Origin of the sequence: Geodermatophilus amargosae, assembly GCF_041028265.1 — a bacterium.
Lineage (GTDB): Bacteria > Actinomycetota > Actinomycetes > Mycobacteriales > Geodermatophilaceae > Geodermatophilus > Geodermatophilus amargosae_A.
In genome coordinates, this window is record NZ_JABGCW010000010.1 from 49,973 (window position 1) to 64,275 (window position 14,303).

General features: G+C 73.7%; 15 protein-coding genes and 4 tRNA genes. 12 read left to right on the forward strand and 7 right to left on the reverse strand.

All coding sequences use genetic code 11. The annotated features are described in order from the left end of the window. Positions 1 to 29: 29 nt before the first annotated feature. Both HLV61_RS13265 and HLV61_RS13270 read right to left on the reverse strand, forming a co-directional pair. Complete coding sequence (locus tag HLV61_RS13265; RefSeq protein ID WP_369256134.1) at positions 30 to 1,136, reverse strand: sensor histidine kinase; 1,107 nt, start codon at positions 1,134 to 1,136, stop codon at positions 30 to 32. Further along, a complete protein-coding gene (locus HLV61_RS13270; protein WP_369256136.1) occupies positions 1,129 to 1,824 on the reverse strand; it encodes a response regulator transcription factor in 696 nt (231 codons plus the stop codon). The genes HLV61_RS13265 and HLV61_RS13270 overlap by 8 nt, the downstream gene beginning before the upstream one ends. Positions 1,825 to 2,128: 304 nt before the next feature. Here HLV61_RS13270 and HLV61_RS13275 point away from each other — a divergent pair, with 304 nt between their 5' ends. The 5 genes from HLV61_RS13275 to HLV61_RS13295 all read left to right on the forward strand — a co-directional run bounded on the left by HLV61_RS13275 (position 2,129) and on the right by HLV61_RS13295 (position 6,746). After that, positions 2,129 to 2,584: a M15 family metallopeptidase gene (locus HLV61_RS13275; protein ID WP_369256138.1), complete on the forward strand. Its 456-nt coding sequence runs from the start codon at positions 2,129 to 2,131 to the stop codon at positions 2,582 to 2,584. A gap of 61 nt (positions 2,585 to 2,645) precedes the next feature. Next, complete coding sequence (locus HLV61_RS13280) at positions 2,646 to 2,981, forward strand: YnfA family protein (protein WP_369256140.1); 336 nt, start codon at positions 2,646 to 2,648, stop codon at positions 2,979 to 2,981. 457 nt (positions 2,982 to 3,438) lie between these two features. Then, entirely contained in the window at positions 3,439 to 4,827 is a 1,389-nt protein-coding gene (locus HLV61_RS13285; protein WP_369256142.1) for an outer membrane protein assembly factor BamB family protein, read from the forward strand. A gap of 1,166 nt (positions 4,828 to 5,993) precedes the next feature. Further along, on the forward strand, positions 5,994 to 6,458 hold the full coding sequence (locus HLV61_RS13290; protein ID WP_369256144.1) for a hypothetical protein: 465 nt from the start codon (positions 5,994 to 5,996) through the stop codon (positions 6,456 to 6,458). 60 nt (positions 6,459 to 6,518) lie between these two features. Next, positions 6,519 to 6,746, forward strand: a complete 228-nt coding sequence (locus HLV61_RS13295) for a hypothetical protein (protein WP_369256146.1) — start codon at positions 6,519 to 6,521, stop codon at positions 6,744 to 6,746. Positions 6,747 to 6,781: 35 nt separating this feature from the next. Here HLV61_RS13295 and HLV61_RS13300 read toward each other — a convergent pair. From HLV61_RS13300 to HLV61_RS13315, 4 genes are all read right to left on the reverse strand, one after another. Next, positions 6,782 to 6,854 (reverse strand) — tRNA-Lys (locus HLV61_RS13300). Positions 6,855 to 7,220: 366 nt separating this feature from the next. Continuing rightward, positions 7,221 to 8,078, reverse strand: coding sequence for a hypothetical protein (locus HLV61_RS13305; RefSeq protein WP_369256148.1), 858 nt, complete (start codon positions 8,076 to 8,078; stop codon positions 7,221 to 7,223). Between the two features lie 15 nt (positions 8,079 to 8,093). After that, positions 8,094 to 8,975: a Rieske 2Fe-2S domain-containing protein gene (locus HLV61_RS13310; protein ID WP_369256150.1), complete on the reverse strand. Its 882-nt coding sequence runs from the start codon at positions 8,973 to 8,975 to the stop codon at positions 8,094 to 8,096. A 10-nt stretch (positions 8,976 to 8,985) separates the two neighbouring features. Next, the gene (locus HLV61_RS13315) at positions 8,986 to 9,423 is read right to left on the reverse strand and encodes a VanZ family protein (protein WP_369256152.1); all 438 of its coding nucleotides are present in this window, start codon (positions 9,421 to 9,423) and stop codon (positions 8,986 to 8,988) included. Between the two features lie 180 nt (positions 9,424 to 9,603). On the opposite strand from HLV61_RS13315, the gene HLV61_RS13320 reads away from it, so the two are divergent. The 7 genes from HLV61_RS13320 to HLV61_RS13350 all read left to right on the forward strand — a co-directional run bounded on the left by HLV61_RS13320 (position 9,604) and on the right by HLV61_RS13350 (position 13,138). Further along, positions 9,604 to 10,074 carry a GtrA family protein gene (locus tag HLV61_RS13320; protein ID WP_369256154.1) on the forward strand — a complete coding sequence of 157 codons (471 nt, stop codon included), beginning with the start codon at positions 9,604 to 9,606 and terminating at the stop codon, positions 10,072 to 10,074. A 118-nt stretch (positions 10,075 to 10,192) separates the two neighbouring features. Next, positions 10,193 to 10,795, forward strand: a complete 603-nt coding sequence (gene wrbA / locus HLV61_RS13325) for an NAD(P)H:quinone oxidoreductase (protein ID WP_369256156.1) — start codon at positions 10,193 to 10,195, stop codon at positions 10,793 to 10,795. Positions 10,796 to 10,905: 110 nt separating this feature from the next. After that, positions 10,906 to 12,420 (forward strand): metallophosphoesterase, encoded by a 1,515-nt coding sequence (locus HLV61_RS13330; protein ID WP_369256158.1) that lies wholly within the window; start codon positions 10,906 to 10,908, stop codon positions 12,418 to 12,420. A 23-nt stretch (positions 12,421 to 12,443) separates the two neighbouring features. Beyond that, on the forward strand, positions 12,444 to 12,767 hold the full coding sequence (locus tag HLV61_RS13335) for a hypothetical protein (RefSeq protein ID WP_369256160.1): 324 nt from the start codon (positions 12,444 to 12,446) through the stop codon (positions 12,765 to 12,767). A gap of 91 nt (positions 12,768 to 12,858) precedes the next feature. After that, positions 12,859 to 12,931 (forward strand) — tRNA-Glu (locus HLV61_RS13340). A gap of 35 nt (positions 12,932 to 12,966) precedes the next feature. Beyond that, positions 12,967 to 13,040 (forward strand) — tRNA-Asp (locus HLV61_RS13345). 24 nt (positions 13,041 to 13,064) lie between these two features. Then, positions 13,065 to 13,138 (forward strand) — tRNA-Phe (locus HLV61_RS13350). 65 nt (positions 13,139 to 13,203) lie between these two features. Here the strand turns inward: HLV61_RS13350 and HLV61_RS13355 are convergent. Then, positions 13,204 to 14,217, reverse strand: coding sequence for a hypothetical protein (locus HLV61_RS13355; protein WP_369256582.1), 1,014 nt, complete (start codon positions 14,215 to 14,217; stop codon positions 13,204 to 13,206). Between the last annotated feature and the right edge of the window lie 86 nt (positions 14,218 to 14,303).

Sequence of the window (14,303 nt, forward strand, 5' to 3'; positions counted from 1 at the left end):
CCGAGGCCCGGTCCCCGCGATGGAGCCGGTCAGTCCGGGGGTGCCGCGGGCAGGTCCACCGTGGCGCGGAGGCCGCCGGCGGCCCGGGGGGTGAGCGTGAGGGTCCCGTCGTGCGCCTCGGCGATGCTCCTGACGATCGCCAGGCCGAGGCCGGCGCCGACGTGGTCGGTGTACCTGCGTTCGGTGCCGCGCTGGAACGGCTCGGCGAGCGTGGCGACCAGGTGGGGGGCGAGTTGCTCGCCGGTGTTCTCGACGGTGAGCGTCACACCCCGGCGTCCCGTGCTCGTCCTCACCCACACGGCGCCCTGACCAGGGACGTTGTGGACTATCGCGTTGTGCAGCAGGTTCGTCGTCATCTGCAGCAGGAGCGGGTGCGAGCCGACGGTGGAGGCGACGTCACCGGAGGTCTCGACGGTGAGACCGCGCCGCTCCGCGAGGGGGAGGAGCGTCTCGGTCGCCTCCTCCGCAACGAGGGACAGGTCGACGTGCTCACGCGGGAAGGACCGCTGGTCGGCGCGGGTGAGCACCAGCAGCGCTTCGGTGAGGTCGATCGCCCGGGTGTTGACGGCGTGCAGACGGTCGACGAGCTCGCCGGCGTCCCGGTCCGGGTCCTCGCGGGCCACGTCGAGCAGCGCCTGCGTGATCGTCAGCGGGGTGCGCAGCTCGTGGGAGGCGTTGGCCGCGAACCGCCGCTGCTCGGCGACGTGCGCCTCCAGCCGCGTGAGCATGCCGTCGAAGGCGTCGGCCAGCTCGCGGAACTCGTCCTCGCGGCCCGGCAGCCGGATCCGGTGGGAGAGCGACCCGGCCGCGGCCAGGCGCGTGGCGTCCGTGATGCGGGTCAGCGGGGCGAGCATCCGGCCGGCGAGGAACCACCCTCCCACGAGACCGAACACCAGGAGGAACGCCGACGCCGCGGCCGCCCTCGGGACGAAGGCCCGCAGGAGGTCGGACCGGTTGGGGACGAAGAGCCCGGGGCGGCGCCCGGTGGGGTCGGAGGTGACGAGCACGGCGTCGGGCACGTAGCGCAGCAGGAAGACCCACACGACCGCCAGGAGCAGGGCGCCGGCGAGCAGGAGGAAGCCGGCGTAGCTGAGGGTGAGTCGGAGGCGGACGCTCGGACCACGGGCCCTAGCCACGGTGTCCGTCCCCGGGCCCGGTGCCTGGTGCCGGGTCGATCCGGTATCCGACGCCGGCCACGGTGGCGATGACCCAGGGTTCGCCGAGGCGCTTGCGCAGGGCCGAGACGGTGATGCGCACGGCGTTGGTGAAGGGGTCGGCGTTCTCGTCCCAGGCGCTTTCCAGCAGCTCCTCGGCGCTGACGACACCGCCCTCGGCGGCGACGAGGACCTCGAGCACGGCGAACTGCTTCCGGGTGAGCGCGACGTAGCGGCCGTCGCGGTGGACCTCGCGGCGGAACGGGTCGAGACGCAGACCCGCGATCTCCCGCACCGGGGGCCGGGCGTGGGCACGCCTGCGGTCGAGTGCCCGGAGGCGGAGCACGAGCTCGCGCAGTGCGAACGGCTTGGTGAGGTAGTCGTCGGCACCGAGCTCGAATCCGGATGCCTTGTCGTCGAGTCGGTCGGCAGCGGTGAGCATCAGGATCGGCATGCCGCTGCCGGACGCGACGATGTGCTCGGCGATCTCGTCGCCGGAGGGGCCGGGGACGTCGCGGTCGAGCACGGCGATGTCGTAGGCGTTGGTGCCCAGCAACTCCAGGGCGGTGTCCCCGTCGCCGGCGAGGTCGGCCGCGATCGCCTCGAGGCGCAGCCCGGCGCGGATCGCCTCGCCCAGCAGGGGTTCGTCCTCGACGACCAGCACGCGCATGCCCACGAGGCTAGGGAGCCTGCACGTATCGCCGGCGTATCGGAGAACGCATACGTGCCGGCAACAGCCCGCTGCCTTGACTGCGGGCATGTCCTCCAGCGCCCAGGCACGACCGACGGCCCACCGTGCACGGTCGACGACCGCCGTCGTCCTGACCCTGGTCCTCGCAGCGGTCCTCGGAGCCGTCCTCGGGTGCCTGGCGGTGGTCGCCCCGTCTCCTTCCGCAGCTCCGCCCGGCGTCACCACGCAGGGCGACGGTGAGGCCCGTCCCCCTGGACCGAGCGGACCCGCCTCCCTCGACGGCGTGACGGTGGACGACGGCGTGGTCCCTGCCGGCGTGACCGTCTTCGACGGCGGCTTCCCGGCCGTGGCCAACCTCGATCCCGATCTCCTGCGCGCCGTCCGCCGGGCCGCGACGGCTGCTGCGGACGACGGGGTCGGGTTCGTCCTCACCAGCGGCTGGCGTTCCCCGGCGTACCAGGACCAGCTGCTCCGTGAAGCCGTCTCCGAGTACGGCTCGGAGGCCGAAGCCGCCCGGTGGGTCGCCACGGCAGAGACGTCCCTGCACGTGTCGGGGGACGCGGTCGACATCGGGCACTCCGACGCCACGGCGTGGCTGTCCGAGCACGGCGCCGAACACGGGCTGTGTCAGGTCTACGGCAACGAGCCCTGGCACTTCGAGCTGCGTCCGGGGGCCGTCGACCACGGTTGCCCCGTCCCGTACGCCGACCCCACGCACGATCCGCGGATGCAGCAGTGACGATGGCCTCGGCGTTGACGCGGGGCTGCCGGCGTCACGCCGGCCCTGGGACGCTGCACCCGTGACGGTCGCCCGGTCCATCTCGCTGTTCGTACTGGCCGCGATCGCTGAGATCGGCGGGGCCTGGCTGGTCTGGCAGGGCGTGCGCGAGCACCGGGGCTGGCTGTGGATCGGCCTGGGTGTGGTGGCCCTCGGCGCGTACGGATTCGTCGCGACCCTGCAGCCGGATGCGAACTTCGGGCGGATCCTCGCCGCCTACGGCGGGGTCTTCGTGGCGGGCAGCCTGGCGTGGGGCATGGTCGCCGACGGCTTCCGCCCCGACCGGTACGACGTCATCGGTGCGCTCATCTGTCTCCTGGGCGTCGCCGTGATCATGTACGCCCCACGCTCGGCCTAGCAGCCTCGGCCAAGGCGACCGCCGCCCCAGTCCTCGTCAGAGGGCGTCACCACAGTGGGGGACGGACCGTGACGGCCTTGACCAGCGCCGATACAGGCGCCCGCGGATGGGTGATCCGCAGGCGGAACCGCGCTCGGCCACCGCAGCCACCCCAGGCAGCGACCCGGCGACCTGCTACGCGGGCGCGCCGAGCCGTGTCGCACGGGGAGGGCGCGGTGCGCCGACCACCGCGGACACGGCCTCCGCAGCCGCCGGGATGAGTCCCCACGCGTGGTGCGTCGACTTCCATCCGGCGGAACCGATCATGGCCGGCCGGACGACGGGAGGGCTCCATCGCGCGAACTTGAGACTCACGACGCGCACAGCATGCGGACCGCCCCGTGGCACTCTCCCTCATCCGGGGGAGGAACCGGCTGCTGACGTGCAGCAGCACACCCGACCGGCCGAAGCCGCGACCATGACGACGCTCACACCGCCCTCCCGCGAGGCGTGCACCCGCCGCTACGCGACCGCCGCCACCGCTGCGGCCCTGCTCCTCGCGCTGACCGGCTGTGGCAGCGACGTGGCCGGCCAGGTGTCCGCCGCCGAGGGTGCCGGCGACGGACCGCGCCGGTCCGGCACCATGGACGGCGCCGTCGCAGACGCCTCGTCCACTCCGTCGACGACGCCTTGGACGTCGGACCTGCTCTTGGCGGGATCCCCCCTGGCGGTTGAGGACCGGATCGTCGTCCCGGTCCGCGACGCCGGGGGGACGGCCTTCGACCTCGCCGCCGTGGCGCCGGACAGCGGTGAGGTGGTCTGGCAGGTCGACGTGCCCCTGCCGGACAACGCCACCGACGCCGACGTCCACGGCCTGTCCCTCGGCAGCGCGGCAGAGGGGACGGCCGTGATCCTCAGCTACGAGGCATCCCGCTCCGCCAGCGGACTGGACGCCGGGGGATCGGCCCTGCGCGCGGCCGCGTTCGACGCCGGCACCGGCGAGCTGCTCTGGGACATCGAGGCACCTGGGGAGCTGATGTACGACTTCATGCTCGACGAGGGCAACGCACAGATCGCCGACATCCCCGCAGCCGCCCACCCGGTCATCGTCTTCATCCCGACCCTCGACATGGTCGAGCCCGACGACGGGGAGGTCGCGCTGCGCGCAACCGGTGTGGACGCGACCACCGGCCAGAGTCTGTGGCAGTACCAGGGCGCCGGTGAGATCCAGTGGTGGACCGGTGACGTCCTCGTCGCCGAGGAGGCCGCACCGCGCGGCAACAGCACCTGGCTGACCGGCCTCGACCGGAACACCGGCGCGGTCACCTGGCAGGCGCCGGCGCCGGCCGGCGAGACCTACCAGTTCAACTGGTACATCGTCGACGTGCGTGACGGTGCGGTCCTCGCGCGCCGCGCCACGAACGAGCGGCTGACCTCCGACACCGTCTACGAGGCGTTCCTGCTGAACGCCACGACCGGACAGGTCGTCGGCGCACCCGCTGCGGTCGGACCGCTGTCGAGCACCGGACGCATCGCCCCCTCAGGCGACGCTGCCTACCTGATCACGCCAGGTGAGGAGTTGCGGGCGCTCAGCGCCGCCAGCGGCTGGACCATTCCGCTGCCCCCGAGCGGGGAGCAGGGCGTTCGCGGCTTCGACGCCGACGGCAACATCATCGTCTCCAGCAACGGCCTGGTCACCGTGGACGCGCAGACCGGCCAGCAGGTCGGCACCGTCACCACCGACCCCGGCGTCTCTGAGCCGGTCCTGGGCTCCCGGCCCGGGGAGTACCAGTTCACGGTCGGGGACTGGGAGATCTTCACCGGCACGCAGGACAACACGCTCAGCGGGCAGTACGCCGACTCCTGATCTGCTCGGACCCCGCCAGAGGACACCCGCAGCCGCCTCGGACGACAGCAGTCGACGTCCTCCGCGGCGGCTACGGGTGTCTCGTGAGGCTGCGTCCTGCAGCGTCCAGATCGCGGCCGCCTCGGGGCAGTGGTGCCTGCGCCATCGACGCACGACGATCGAACAGTGCAGCGGCAGACCTGCCGGCCGGCCAGCCCGAACGCAAAGGCGCCAGTCGACCGAGGACGCTGACCCCTGGCGCCAGAGGCGCCTCTGCGGTCGCGGAAGCAGGGATCGACCCGAGTGGCGATCGCATCGGGTGTGACGCTGCTGCCGGCCGGCAGCGCCACTGCAGCGCGGTCATGGCCGGCCAGACCCCTTGCCACTCCATCTGCCAGATGAGCGGCCGTCCTCGAGCAGGTTCCGAGACCATTGCCGCGGCAGCGGGCGACCACGGTGCGACCACTGCTGCTGCTCGTGCTGCCACCCCGGTCGGCCAGCGGGGACCTACAGGTCGGCACGGTGGGCCCCGTGGGGATCGAACCCCCAACCCGCGGATCGAAGCCCGTCCGAGACACTCCTCTGACCACCGAAGTCAGTACTCACTCGACCTCTGAGCTACGTGTTCGTGATTGGTTGCGAGCGACCGTCATCGGCTTCGAGCCTCTCTGTGGGCGTCGTGTGGGTGCGGTGTGGGCGCGGCAGGCGCAGTGCGGCGAACCCCCGCTATCGGACGTGAGCGAGGTGGCGAGGGCGCTCTGGCCCTCGCCGGCGGGACCGCGAGATGTCGAGCCGGCCCTCCACGCCCCTGCCGAACGCCGCGGGCGCGACGTCCTGATCTTCAGCGACGGCCAGTGGTGGCCCGGGAGGCAGATCGCCTGGCGGCTGTGCGACGACGGGTTCGGCTGTCGCGCCGCGGTCACCGCACGACAGTCGCACGACTGTGGACGGGCCGGCAGCTGACGTGTGCGCCGCCCGAGCAGGTGCGCCTCTCCGAATGACACAGCGCCGTTGGCGCTCTCGCCCGGACCGGGCGTCTACCTCGACGGAGTGACTCCGCGGTCGTGCAACTGGATCTTGCCGTTCCTGTTGTCGACTCTCCGTACGTCCCGGATCACTCATGGTGATCCTGGCGAGGCGACGGAGCTACCGGCACACGGGACCAAGAGGACGAGGAGTCATAGGACATGCGGATCCGCTACACCGCGGCACTGATCACGACGGCGGCGGCGACGTTCACGCTGACGGCCTGTGGCGGCAGCGGTGCCGACACCCCCGAGGCGGCGATCACGGGGTACCTCGATGCCGCCCTTGCGGGCGACTTCGAGGCGGCGTGTGGCTACCTCGACGAGACCTTCGCGCAGGTCTACGCGAACGTGGACGAGTCGTCGTCGTGCCAGGACGCGTTGGCACACTCATGGGACGCCGAGCAGGTGCGCGACAACCGCGACTACCAGGTCGTCACCGACAGGCTCATCGCCGAGAGCGACCACCTCGTGAGGTTCGACGGCACCCCCGTCCTCATCGCCCGGGACGGCGACGACCCCGAGCTCTACAACGACGGGATCGAGGACTACCTCATCAAGCAGGGCACCGCCGTCCGCGAGACCCCCGACGGATGGAAGATCACGATCGAGGACCAACTCGGCTGACCGCCGATAGACGCAGCAGTGCCCCCGGGTTGCTCCCTCGACTCGGGGGCACTGTCATCTGTGGAGTACAGCTCGGGGGCTCGTACCGCATCGCTGGCCGTGGCGAGCGGCGCCACCGTGAAGGCCGTCCAACGGATGCTCGGGCACGCCTCAGCGGCCATGACGCTCGACGTCTACTCCGGCCTGTTCGACGACGACCTGAGCGATCTGGCCGCCCGGATGGACGCCGCAGCGCGGGAGGCGGCGTCCGCGCGTGTGGGCGCGGTGTGGGCGCGCCCCTCATCCTGACAGCCGCCGGGACGTGAAGGTGCTGGTCAGCACCGTGGGCCCCGTGGGGATCGAACCCACAACCCGCGGATTAAAAGTCCGCTGCTCTGCCAGTTGAGCTAGAGGCCCGGCGCCGTCGAGTCTCCCAGACCGGGACGGCGGTCACCGGACGCCGGGACGGGTCACAGCACGTCGAGGACCAGCAGCACGATGAGCGTCAGGACCGCCGACACCAGCAGGGAGCCCAGGCACCCCAGCCGGCTGGAGAAGAGGAAGAACACCCGCTCGTGGTGCCCGTCGCCGCACGACCGCAACCCCGCGTGACGAGGAGCACCACCCGGTCGGGGACCTGCACCCGTTCAGGGGACTGTGGCACCGGCTGCCCTTACCTACGGTCATCACCAGTGCGGGCCACGGAGCCCGCGCGCAGACCCCGGCCCGGCTGTCCGTTCCCCCCGGACGGCCGGGCCGGTCCTGTGTCCGGAGGGGTCCCGGTCACCGGCAGGCGCGGTCGACCAGCGCCGCGAGCACGTCCCGCTGCGCCTCGTCGAGCGGCAGGTCGGCGGCCGCCTCGTCGTCGCCGGCCACCTGCAGGCCCAGCAGGAACAGGTAGGGCTGCTTGACCTCGGCGAGCGCGTGCGGGTCGCAGCGGGCCATCGTGAACTCCAGCCCCACCTCGAGCCTCGACTCCCCCGCCTCCAGCGTCCGCGGCAGGTCGGCCGTCGTGCCGTAGAGGACGTTGCCCTCCAGTCGGGTCACCGTCACCGGCCGGTCGTCGTCCCCGGCGCGCGAGAGCACCAGGGTGCCGGTCACCGCGTCGCCGTCCGCGGACAGCGCGCCGACGGACACGTCCGCGACGGCGAGGACCGCGCGCACCGCGCACCGCTCCTCGTGGATGCGCCCCAGCACCTCGGCGGCCAGCGGCACCCGCAGCGCCTCGGTGCGCCCGTCGGGCCGGACGACGGTCAGCCGCGCCACCGCCGGCTCGGCCGTCCGCTCGCACACCGCCTCGCCGTACGGGGCCGGCAGGTCGATCGTGCGCCCGGGCGCGAACGCCGCGGTCACCGCACGGTCGGGCAGCGGCGCGAAGCCCGGCGAGTCGATCGCGACGGAGGTGACGGTGAACGGCTCGGTCCCGCTGTCGGTGACCCGCACCTGCACCTGCCCGCCGAGGGCCTCGTCGGTGCGCAGCTCCACCGCCTCGGCCCCGATGCCGGGCACCGGGGGGACCGCCGGCCCGGCAGCGGGCGCGGAGGAGGTGGACGACGGGGACGACGACGGGGACGACGACGACTCGGCCGAGCCGCACGCGGCACACAGCAGGACGGCGAGCCACGCCGCCGTCCGCCGCATGCGGCGAGCGTAGGACTACTCGTGACGGGCGGGCAGTCGCGCCATCACCCGGCCGGCCTCCATCCGCACCTCGAGCTTCTCCTGCGGGTTCGCGGCCGGACCGCGCCGCGGCTCGCCGTTCTCCAGGTCGAACGCCGAGTCGTGCCACGGGCAGACCAGGCAGGCGTGCCCCCGCACCTCCTCGACGCTGCCCTCGTGCAGCGGCCCGGCCAGGTGGGAGCAGGAGCCGACGAAGACGTCGACCCGCGCGCCCCGGCGGACGGCGGCCAGCGGCACGGACACCCCGCTCCCGTCGCCGGTGCGCAGCGCCGGGCGCCCCTCCGGCAGGTCGTCGAGCGGACCGAGGTCGATCCAGTCGGTGGTCAGCGCGCGGGCCGCCGTCGCCGCGTGCGAGGCGCCCGAGGACTGCGCGTAGGACATGTGCCCGCCGATCGCCGCGGAGCCGGTGGCGATGCCCAGTCCGGTGTAGGAGAGCACTCGGCCGAGGGTGCCGCGGCCCTTCGCGCGGGCGACGAGGGAGCCGACGTAGAGCCCGAGCGCGGCCACGTTGGACACCGCGTGCAACGCCCCGAGCCGCCGGACGCCGATCTCCTGCTCCGACCAGTCGGCCGCCCCCGACATCGCGGCGGGCACCGACACCGCCACCCCGGTCGCGATGAGCACGGTGGCCGCCGGCCGCAGCGGCGGGACGGCGTCGAGCAGGCCGGCCGAGGTCCAGCTGCCGACGGGCACCTGCACGAGCACCGGGTGCAGCGGATGGCCGAGCCACGTGCCGTGCAGCGCGTCCTTGAGCGCTCCGGGCCTCAGCACCGCCTGGACCGCCTTGCGGGCCGGCTCGATGGCCTTGTCGAAGGTGCTCACGTCCGCGATCCGGTCGAGGAAACCCGTCAGGCTCATGCGCGGCTCCCTACCCCCGGCGGGCCGCCGTGATACCGCCGTACGGCCGCGGGGCACCGGGGCCGACCAGCGCGGTGACCAGCAGGCCGGCGGCGAGCGCGCCGACCGCGTTGAGGAACGCGTCCAGGGGCGACACGACCCGCCCCAGCGGCAGCAGCCACTGCAGCACCTCGATCGCCGCGCCGGCGGTGCCGGCCGCGACCGCGAGCACGGCCGGGGACCGCAGCGCGGGGAGGCGGACGACGGCGAGGGCGGCGGCCGGCGCCAGCAGGAGGAGGTTGCCCAGCAGCTGCAGCACGGTGGCGCGGGAGTCGAGGCCGGAGAGGTACCAGTGCGCCTCGACGGCCGGCGACCCCCACGCCCAGCCGCCGCCCCCGGCGGGCAGCAGCGTCAGGGCGGCGACGAGGGCCAGCGCGGCGGCCAGGGCGGCGGACAGCAGGGACCTCATGCCCCCGAGGGTGGCGCGGGTCCCTGGACGGCGGCTGGGAGCCACCGACGACTGCGGGGAGTGAGCGGGCGCACACCTGCAGGGGTGACCCTCAGGGATTTACCTGATGGTCACCGGGAAGTGTCAGGAGGAGGCTGGAGACTGCACCGGACGACGCCGTGACGACCGAGGAGGGACGCCGTGACCTGTCCCTCCCTGCTGAGCCGGCCGGCCGCGGTCGCCGACCTCGCCGGCGGCGCGGTGGCCCTGGCCCGGTCCGATCGCACCCTGGGCCAGTTCGCCCGGTTCGTCATGGTCGGCGGGTTCTCCAGCGCCGTCTACGCGCTGCTGTTCTGGCTGCTGCACGACCTGGGCGGGGTCCAGGCGAACGTCATCGGGTCGGCGCTGTCCTCGATGCTGGCCAACGAGCTGCACCGGCGGCTGACCTTCCACGCCGGTGAGCGCGTCGGCTGGTTCACCGCCCAGTGGGAGGGCGGCGCGCTGGCCGTCGCCGGGATGATCGCCACGAGCCTGGCGCTGAGCTGGTTCACCGCCACGGTCACCGACCCCGCCGTCGTCGCGGAGTTCGCCGTCATCGCGCTGGTCACCGCGACCATCGGCACCCTGCGCTTCCTGGCGCTGCGCTGGGTCTTCCGGCCGCAGCACGTCTGAGCTCCCCGAACCAGGGGCGCTCCGCGTGTTTGGTGCACGCACGTCCCGAGCACAGTGGATCCCAGTGGTTGAACGTGCAATCACATGATCACCAGAGACACGAGAACCGAGGGAAACCGTGGCGAAGATCGCCGTCATCTACTACTCGTCCACCGGGAACGTGCACCAGCTGGCCGCCGCGCTGGCCGAGGGTGCCCAGGAGGCCGGCGCCGAGGTGCGCCTGCGCCGGGTGCCCGAGCTCGCCCCCGAGGAGGCCATCGACTCCAACCCGATGTGGCGCGCGCACGTCGATGCCACCGCCGGCGAGGTCCAGGAGGCCACCCCGGCAGACCTGGAGTGGGCCGACGGGTACGCCCTCGGCAGCCCGACCCGCTTCGGCACGCCCGCCGCGCAGATGAAGCAGTTCATCGACACCCTCGGCGGCCTGTGGTTCACCGGCAAGCTCGCGAACAAGGGCGCGACCGCCTTCACCAGCGCGCAGAACGTCCACGGCGGCAACGAGACGACGATCCTGACCTTCTTCAACGTCTTCTCGCACTTCGGCGCCGTCATCGTGCCGCCCGGCTACACCGACCCGCTGCTGTTCGAGGCCGGCGGCAACCCCTACGGCGTCTCCACCGCCTCCGGCGGCAAGTCCGCCACCGCCTCCGAGGCCGAGCTGGCCGCCGCCCGCTACCAGGGTCGCCGGCTGGCCGAGGTGACGGCGAAGCTCGCCGCCTGACGTCCCGCACGACCGGGTCCGCCGTCGTACTGCGCCCTGGCTCACCACCAACGGTGAGCCAGGGCGCTGTGCGGTGAGCCGGGACGGTGACCGTCGCTAGCCTCGGCGGGATGAGCGACCCCACGCCGCCGGCAGCCGGCCCCTGGGCGCGGCGTCGCCGGGCCGCCGGGCGCTGGACGCTGCGGGTCCTGGTCGCGGCCGCGGGGGCACTGATCGGGATCCTGCTGCTCGGCCGCATCGAGTCGCCGATCGGCCCGTTCGACGCGAGCCTGGCCTTCACCCCCACCGGCGGCGGCGCGACGGTCGAGGTCCCGCCGCTCGGCGCGCTCGAGGTCGACGCCTACGACGGCCCGCTGGGGCTCGACGTCCAACTGCGGCGCGTCGACGAGACCCGCATCCAGGCGCTGGTCGCCGATCCGGCCCGGCTCGACAGCATCGTCGACCGCGTCAGCGCCGACCTGCAGGACGCCGTCGTCCGGCTGGCCTGGACGACGGCCGCCGCCGGGCTCGGCGGCGCCGTCCTCGCCTCGCTCGTCACCTACCGCCGCTGGCGCGAGCCGCTGGTCGCCGGCGGCGTCGCCGTGGTGCTGCTCGCGGGCACCGCCGGGCTGGGCGCGGCCACCTGGCGCCCCGAGGCCCTGTCGCAGCCCACCTACACCGGCCTGCTGGTCAACGCGACGAGCCTCATCGGCAGCGCCGAGGACATCGTCGCCCGGTTCAGCGCCTACCGGGCGTCGCTCGAGGACCTCGTCGCCAACGTCGGCACGCTGTACTCGGCGCTGTCGGCCCTGCCGGCGCCCGGTGGCCCCACCGACACCGTGGCGCTGCTGCACGTCTCCGACCTGCACCTGAACCCGGCCGGCTTCGACCTCGTGGCGCAGGTGGCCGACCAGTTCGACGTGGACGCCGTGCTCGACACCGGCGACATCACCGACTGGGGCAGCGAGCCGGAGAACCAGGTCATCGGCTCCATCGGCGCACTCGGCGTGCCCTACGTCTACGTCCGCGGCAACCACGACTCCGCGGTCACCGCCGGGCTGGTCGCCTCCCAGCCCAACGCCACCGTGCTCGACGACTCGGCGACGACGGTCGCCGGCCTCGTCGTCGTCGGCGCGCGCGACCCCCGCTTCACCCCCGACAAGGACGCCACCGACGGGGTCGAGTCGCTCGAGCAGAGCGGCGAGGACCTCGCCGAGCTCGCGGAGGAGCAGCCCGATCCGCCGGCCATCGCGATGGTCCACGACCCGGAGCAGGCCGCTCCCCTCGACGGCGTCGTCCCGCTGGTGCTCGCCGGGCACACGCACGAGCGGGAGGTCGAGACCCTCGACGACGGGACGCTGCTCATGGTGCAGGGCTCGACCGGCGGCGCGGGCCTGCGCGGCCTGCAGGGCGAGTACCCGGAGCCGCTGACCTGCACGGTCCTCTACCTCGACCCCGACACCGGGGCGCTGGTGGCCTACGACGACATCACCCTCGGCGGCCTGGGCGAGACCGAGGCGACCATCGTGCGCACCGTCGTGCCGGAGGCGGCGACAGACGGCTCCCCGGCCGACGGCGGCGACGGCGGCGGGGAGGGCGGCAGGGAGGGGGACGGCACCGGGACCCCCGCCTCCCCGACGGACTGAACCGTCCGCCCTAGGCTCGCGGCATGGCAACGACTCCCCGCCTGGCCGCCGGTCTCCTCGCCGGAGCGCTCGTCCTCGTGCCCGTCGCGGGCTGCTCGTTCACCTCGAACGGCTTCTCCTGCTCCGGCTCGTCCTGCTCGGTCACCTTGGACGGCGAGGGCAGCGAGGTCGACGTCCTGGGCACCACGGTGACGCTGGGCAGCGTGCAGGACGGCCGGGCGTCGATCACCGTCGCCGGGGCCAGCGTGTCCTGCGGCGAGGGCGAGACCGTGGCGGCCGGCCCGCTGTCGCTGGAGTGCACCAGCGTGACCGGCGACTCCGTCGAGCTCACGGCCAGCCTCACCTGAGCGGGCACCCGCCGCCACGCCCCGGCAGGAGGGTGGTGTCGGGGTCCCCCCGGGGGGCATGTATCGTTCTCCCTGCCCCCGGCGAGAACGAGCCCCCATCGTCTAGCGGTCCAGGACGCCGCCCTTTCAAGGCGGTAGCACGGGTTCGAACCCCGTTGGGGGCACGCACCACACAGCACCACCACGCAGGACACAGCAAGGCCCTGTAGCGCAGTTGGTTAGCGCGCCGCCCTGTCACGGCGGAGGTCGCGGGTTCGAGTCCCGTCAGGGTCGCTCTCCGGTGCGAGTCACCGGGAGGGGCAGGTAGCTCAGTCGGTACGAGCGCTCGCCTGAAAAGCGAGAGGTCGGCGGTTCGACCCCGCCCCTGCCCACACACTCTCCCCCGGCGGATCCCGGCGGTCCCCGAGGTCGGCGGGACCCCGCGCGGCGCCCTTCCTCACACGCCGACGACGCGGTCGGCCACCACCTGGTCGTAGACCTGCTCGTGCACGCCCTGCACCGCCGCCCGCTGCTCGCACCGCCACACCCGGTCGGCCGGCCGCGGCATCGGGCGGGCCAGCGCCGCGCCGACCGCCGCTCCGAGCGACACCGGGTCGAACCCGCGCTCCTCGTCGTTGCCGTAGACGACGACGTCGGACCACTGGTCGGCGAACCAGCCACAACTGGGCGCCACGACCCGGGTGCCGACGTCGCGGCAGACCTCCAGGTCGCGCGAGTGGGTGCCCCAGCGCTCCGGCAGCACCGCCACGTGCAGCTCCTGCAGCTGCCCGGCCCAGCGCGCCGGGTCCCGCGTGACCACCTCGAGCCCCTCGGCGCGGACGAGCTCCGGCGCGCCCGGCAGCTCCTGACCGGGCTCGAGGAAGACCCGCAGGCGCCCGCCCCCGGAGACCGCTCCCGACAGCGTCGCGCGCACCATCGCCGCGGGATCGGGCACCGCCGTCCCCGCGGTGCCGAGCGAGAGGCCCACCAGGCCCCGTTCGGCGCCGGTGTCGGGGTCGGCGACGGCGACCGACGGGTGCGCCACGACGATCGCCGTCCGCCCGAAGCGCTCGGCGATCTCGTCGGCCGCACCGGGGGTCAGGGTGAAGACCACCTCGGCGGTGGCCAGCAGCGCGGCCAGGTGGGCGTCGTGCCGGTGCCGGCCCGGCTGGGCGGGGTCGCGCAGCTGGTGGACGGTGACGACCAGCGGCACGCCGGTGCGGCGCATCGCCTCGGTCCAGCTGACCACCTCGTCCTGGGGCAGGTGGCCGTAGCCGGCGTGCACGTGGACGACGTCGACCAGCCCGGCGTGCGCGGTGAGGTAGGCCGGGTCCAGCCACGGGCTCGGGTCGTGCCGGGGACCCACCCGCACCGCGGAGGCGGGCAGCACGGCGTCGACGTAGGCGTCGGCGTGCGGCACCGTCGCGATCCGGATCCGCGCCGGGGACGCCGACGGCGGCAGGGCGTGCATCACGAGGTGGGCGCACTCCTCCTGCGGTCGAGCACTGCGACAGCAGAGTCGGTGCTCCTCGATGAACTCCGGTGGGTTCCGATACC

Excerpts from the sequence above, each read along its gene's own strand:
- HLV61_RS13270 (WP_369256136.1), bottom strand. The coding sequence starts at position 1,824 with ATGCGCGTGCTGGTCGTCGAGGACGAACCCCTGCTGGGCGAGGCGATC.
- HLV61_RS13285 (WP_369256142.1), top strand. The coding sequence starts at position 3,439 with ATGACGACGCTCACACCGCCCTCCCGCGAGGCGTGCACCCGCCGCTAC.
- HLV61_RS13290 (WP_369256144.1), top strand. The coding sequence starts at position 5,994 with ATGCGGATCCGCTACACCGCGGCACTGATCACGACGGCGGCGGCGACG.
- HLV61_RS13305 (WP_369256148.1), bottom strand. The coding sequence starts at position 8,078 with ATGCGGCGGACGGCGGCGTGGCTCGCCGTCCTGCTGTGTGCCGCGTGC.
- HLV61_RS13310 (WP_369256150.1), bottom strand. The coding sequence starts at position 8,975 with ATGAGCCTGACGGGTTTCCTCGACCGGATCGCGGACGTGAGCACCTTC.
- HLV61_RS13315 (WP_369256152.1), bottom strand. The coding sequence starts at position 9,423 with ATGAGGTCCCTGCTGTCCGCCGCCCTGGCCGCCGCGCTGGCCCTCGTC.
- HLV61_RS13330 (WP_369256158.1), top strand. The coding sequence starts at position 10,906 with ATGAGCGACCCCACGCCGCCGGCAGCCGGCCCCTGGGCGCGGCGTCGC.
- HLV61_RS13335 (WP_369256160.1), top strand. The coding sequence starts at position 12,444 with ATGGCAACGACTCCCCGCCTGGCCGCCGGTCTCCTCGCCGGAGCGCTC.
- HLV61_RS13355 (WP_369256582.1), bottom strand. The coding sequence starts at position 14,217 with ATGCACGCCCTGCCGCCGTCGGCGTCCCCGGCGCGGATCCGGATCGCG.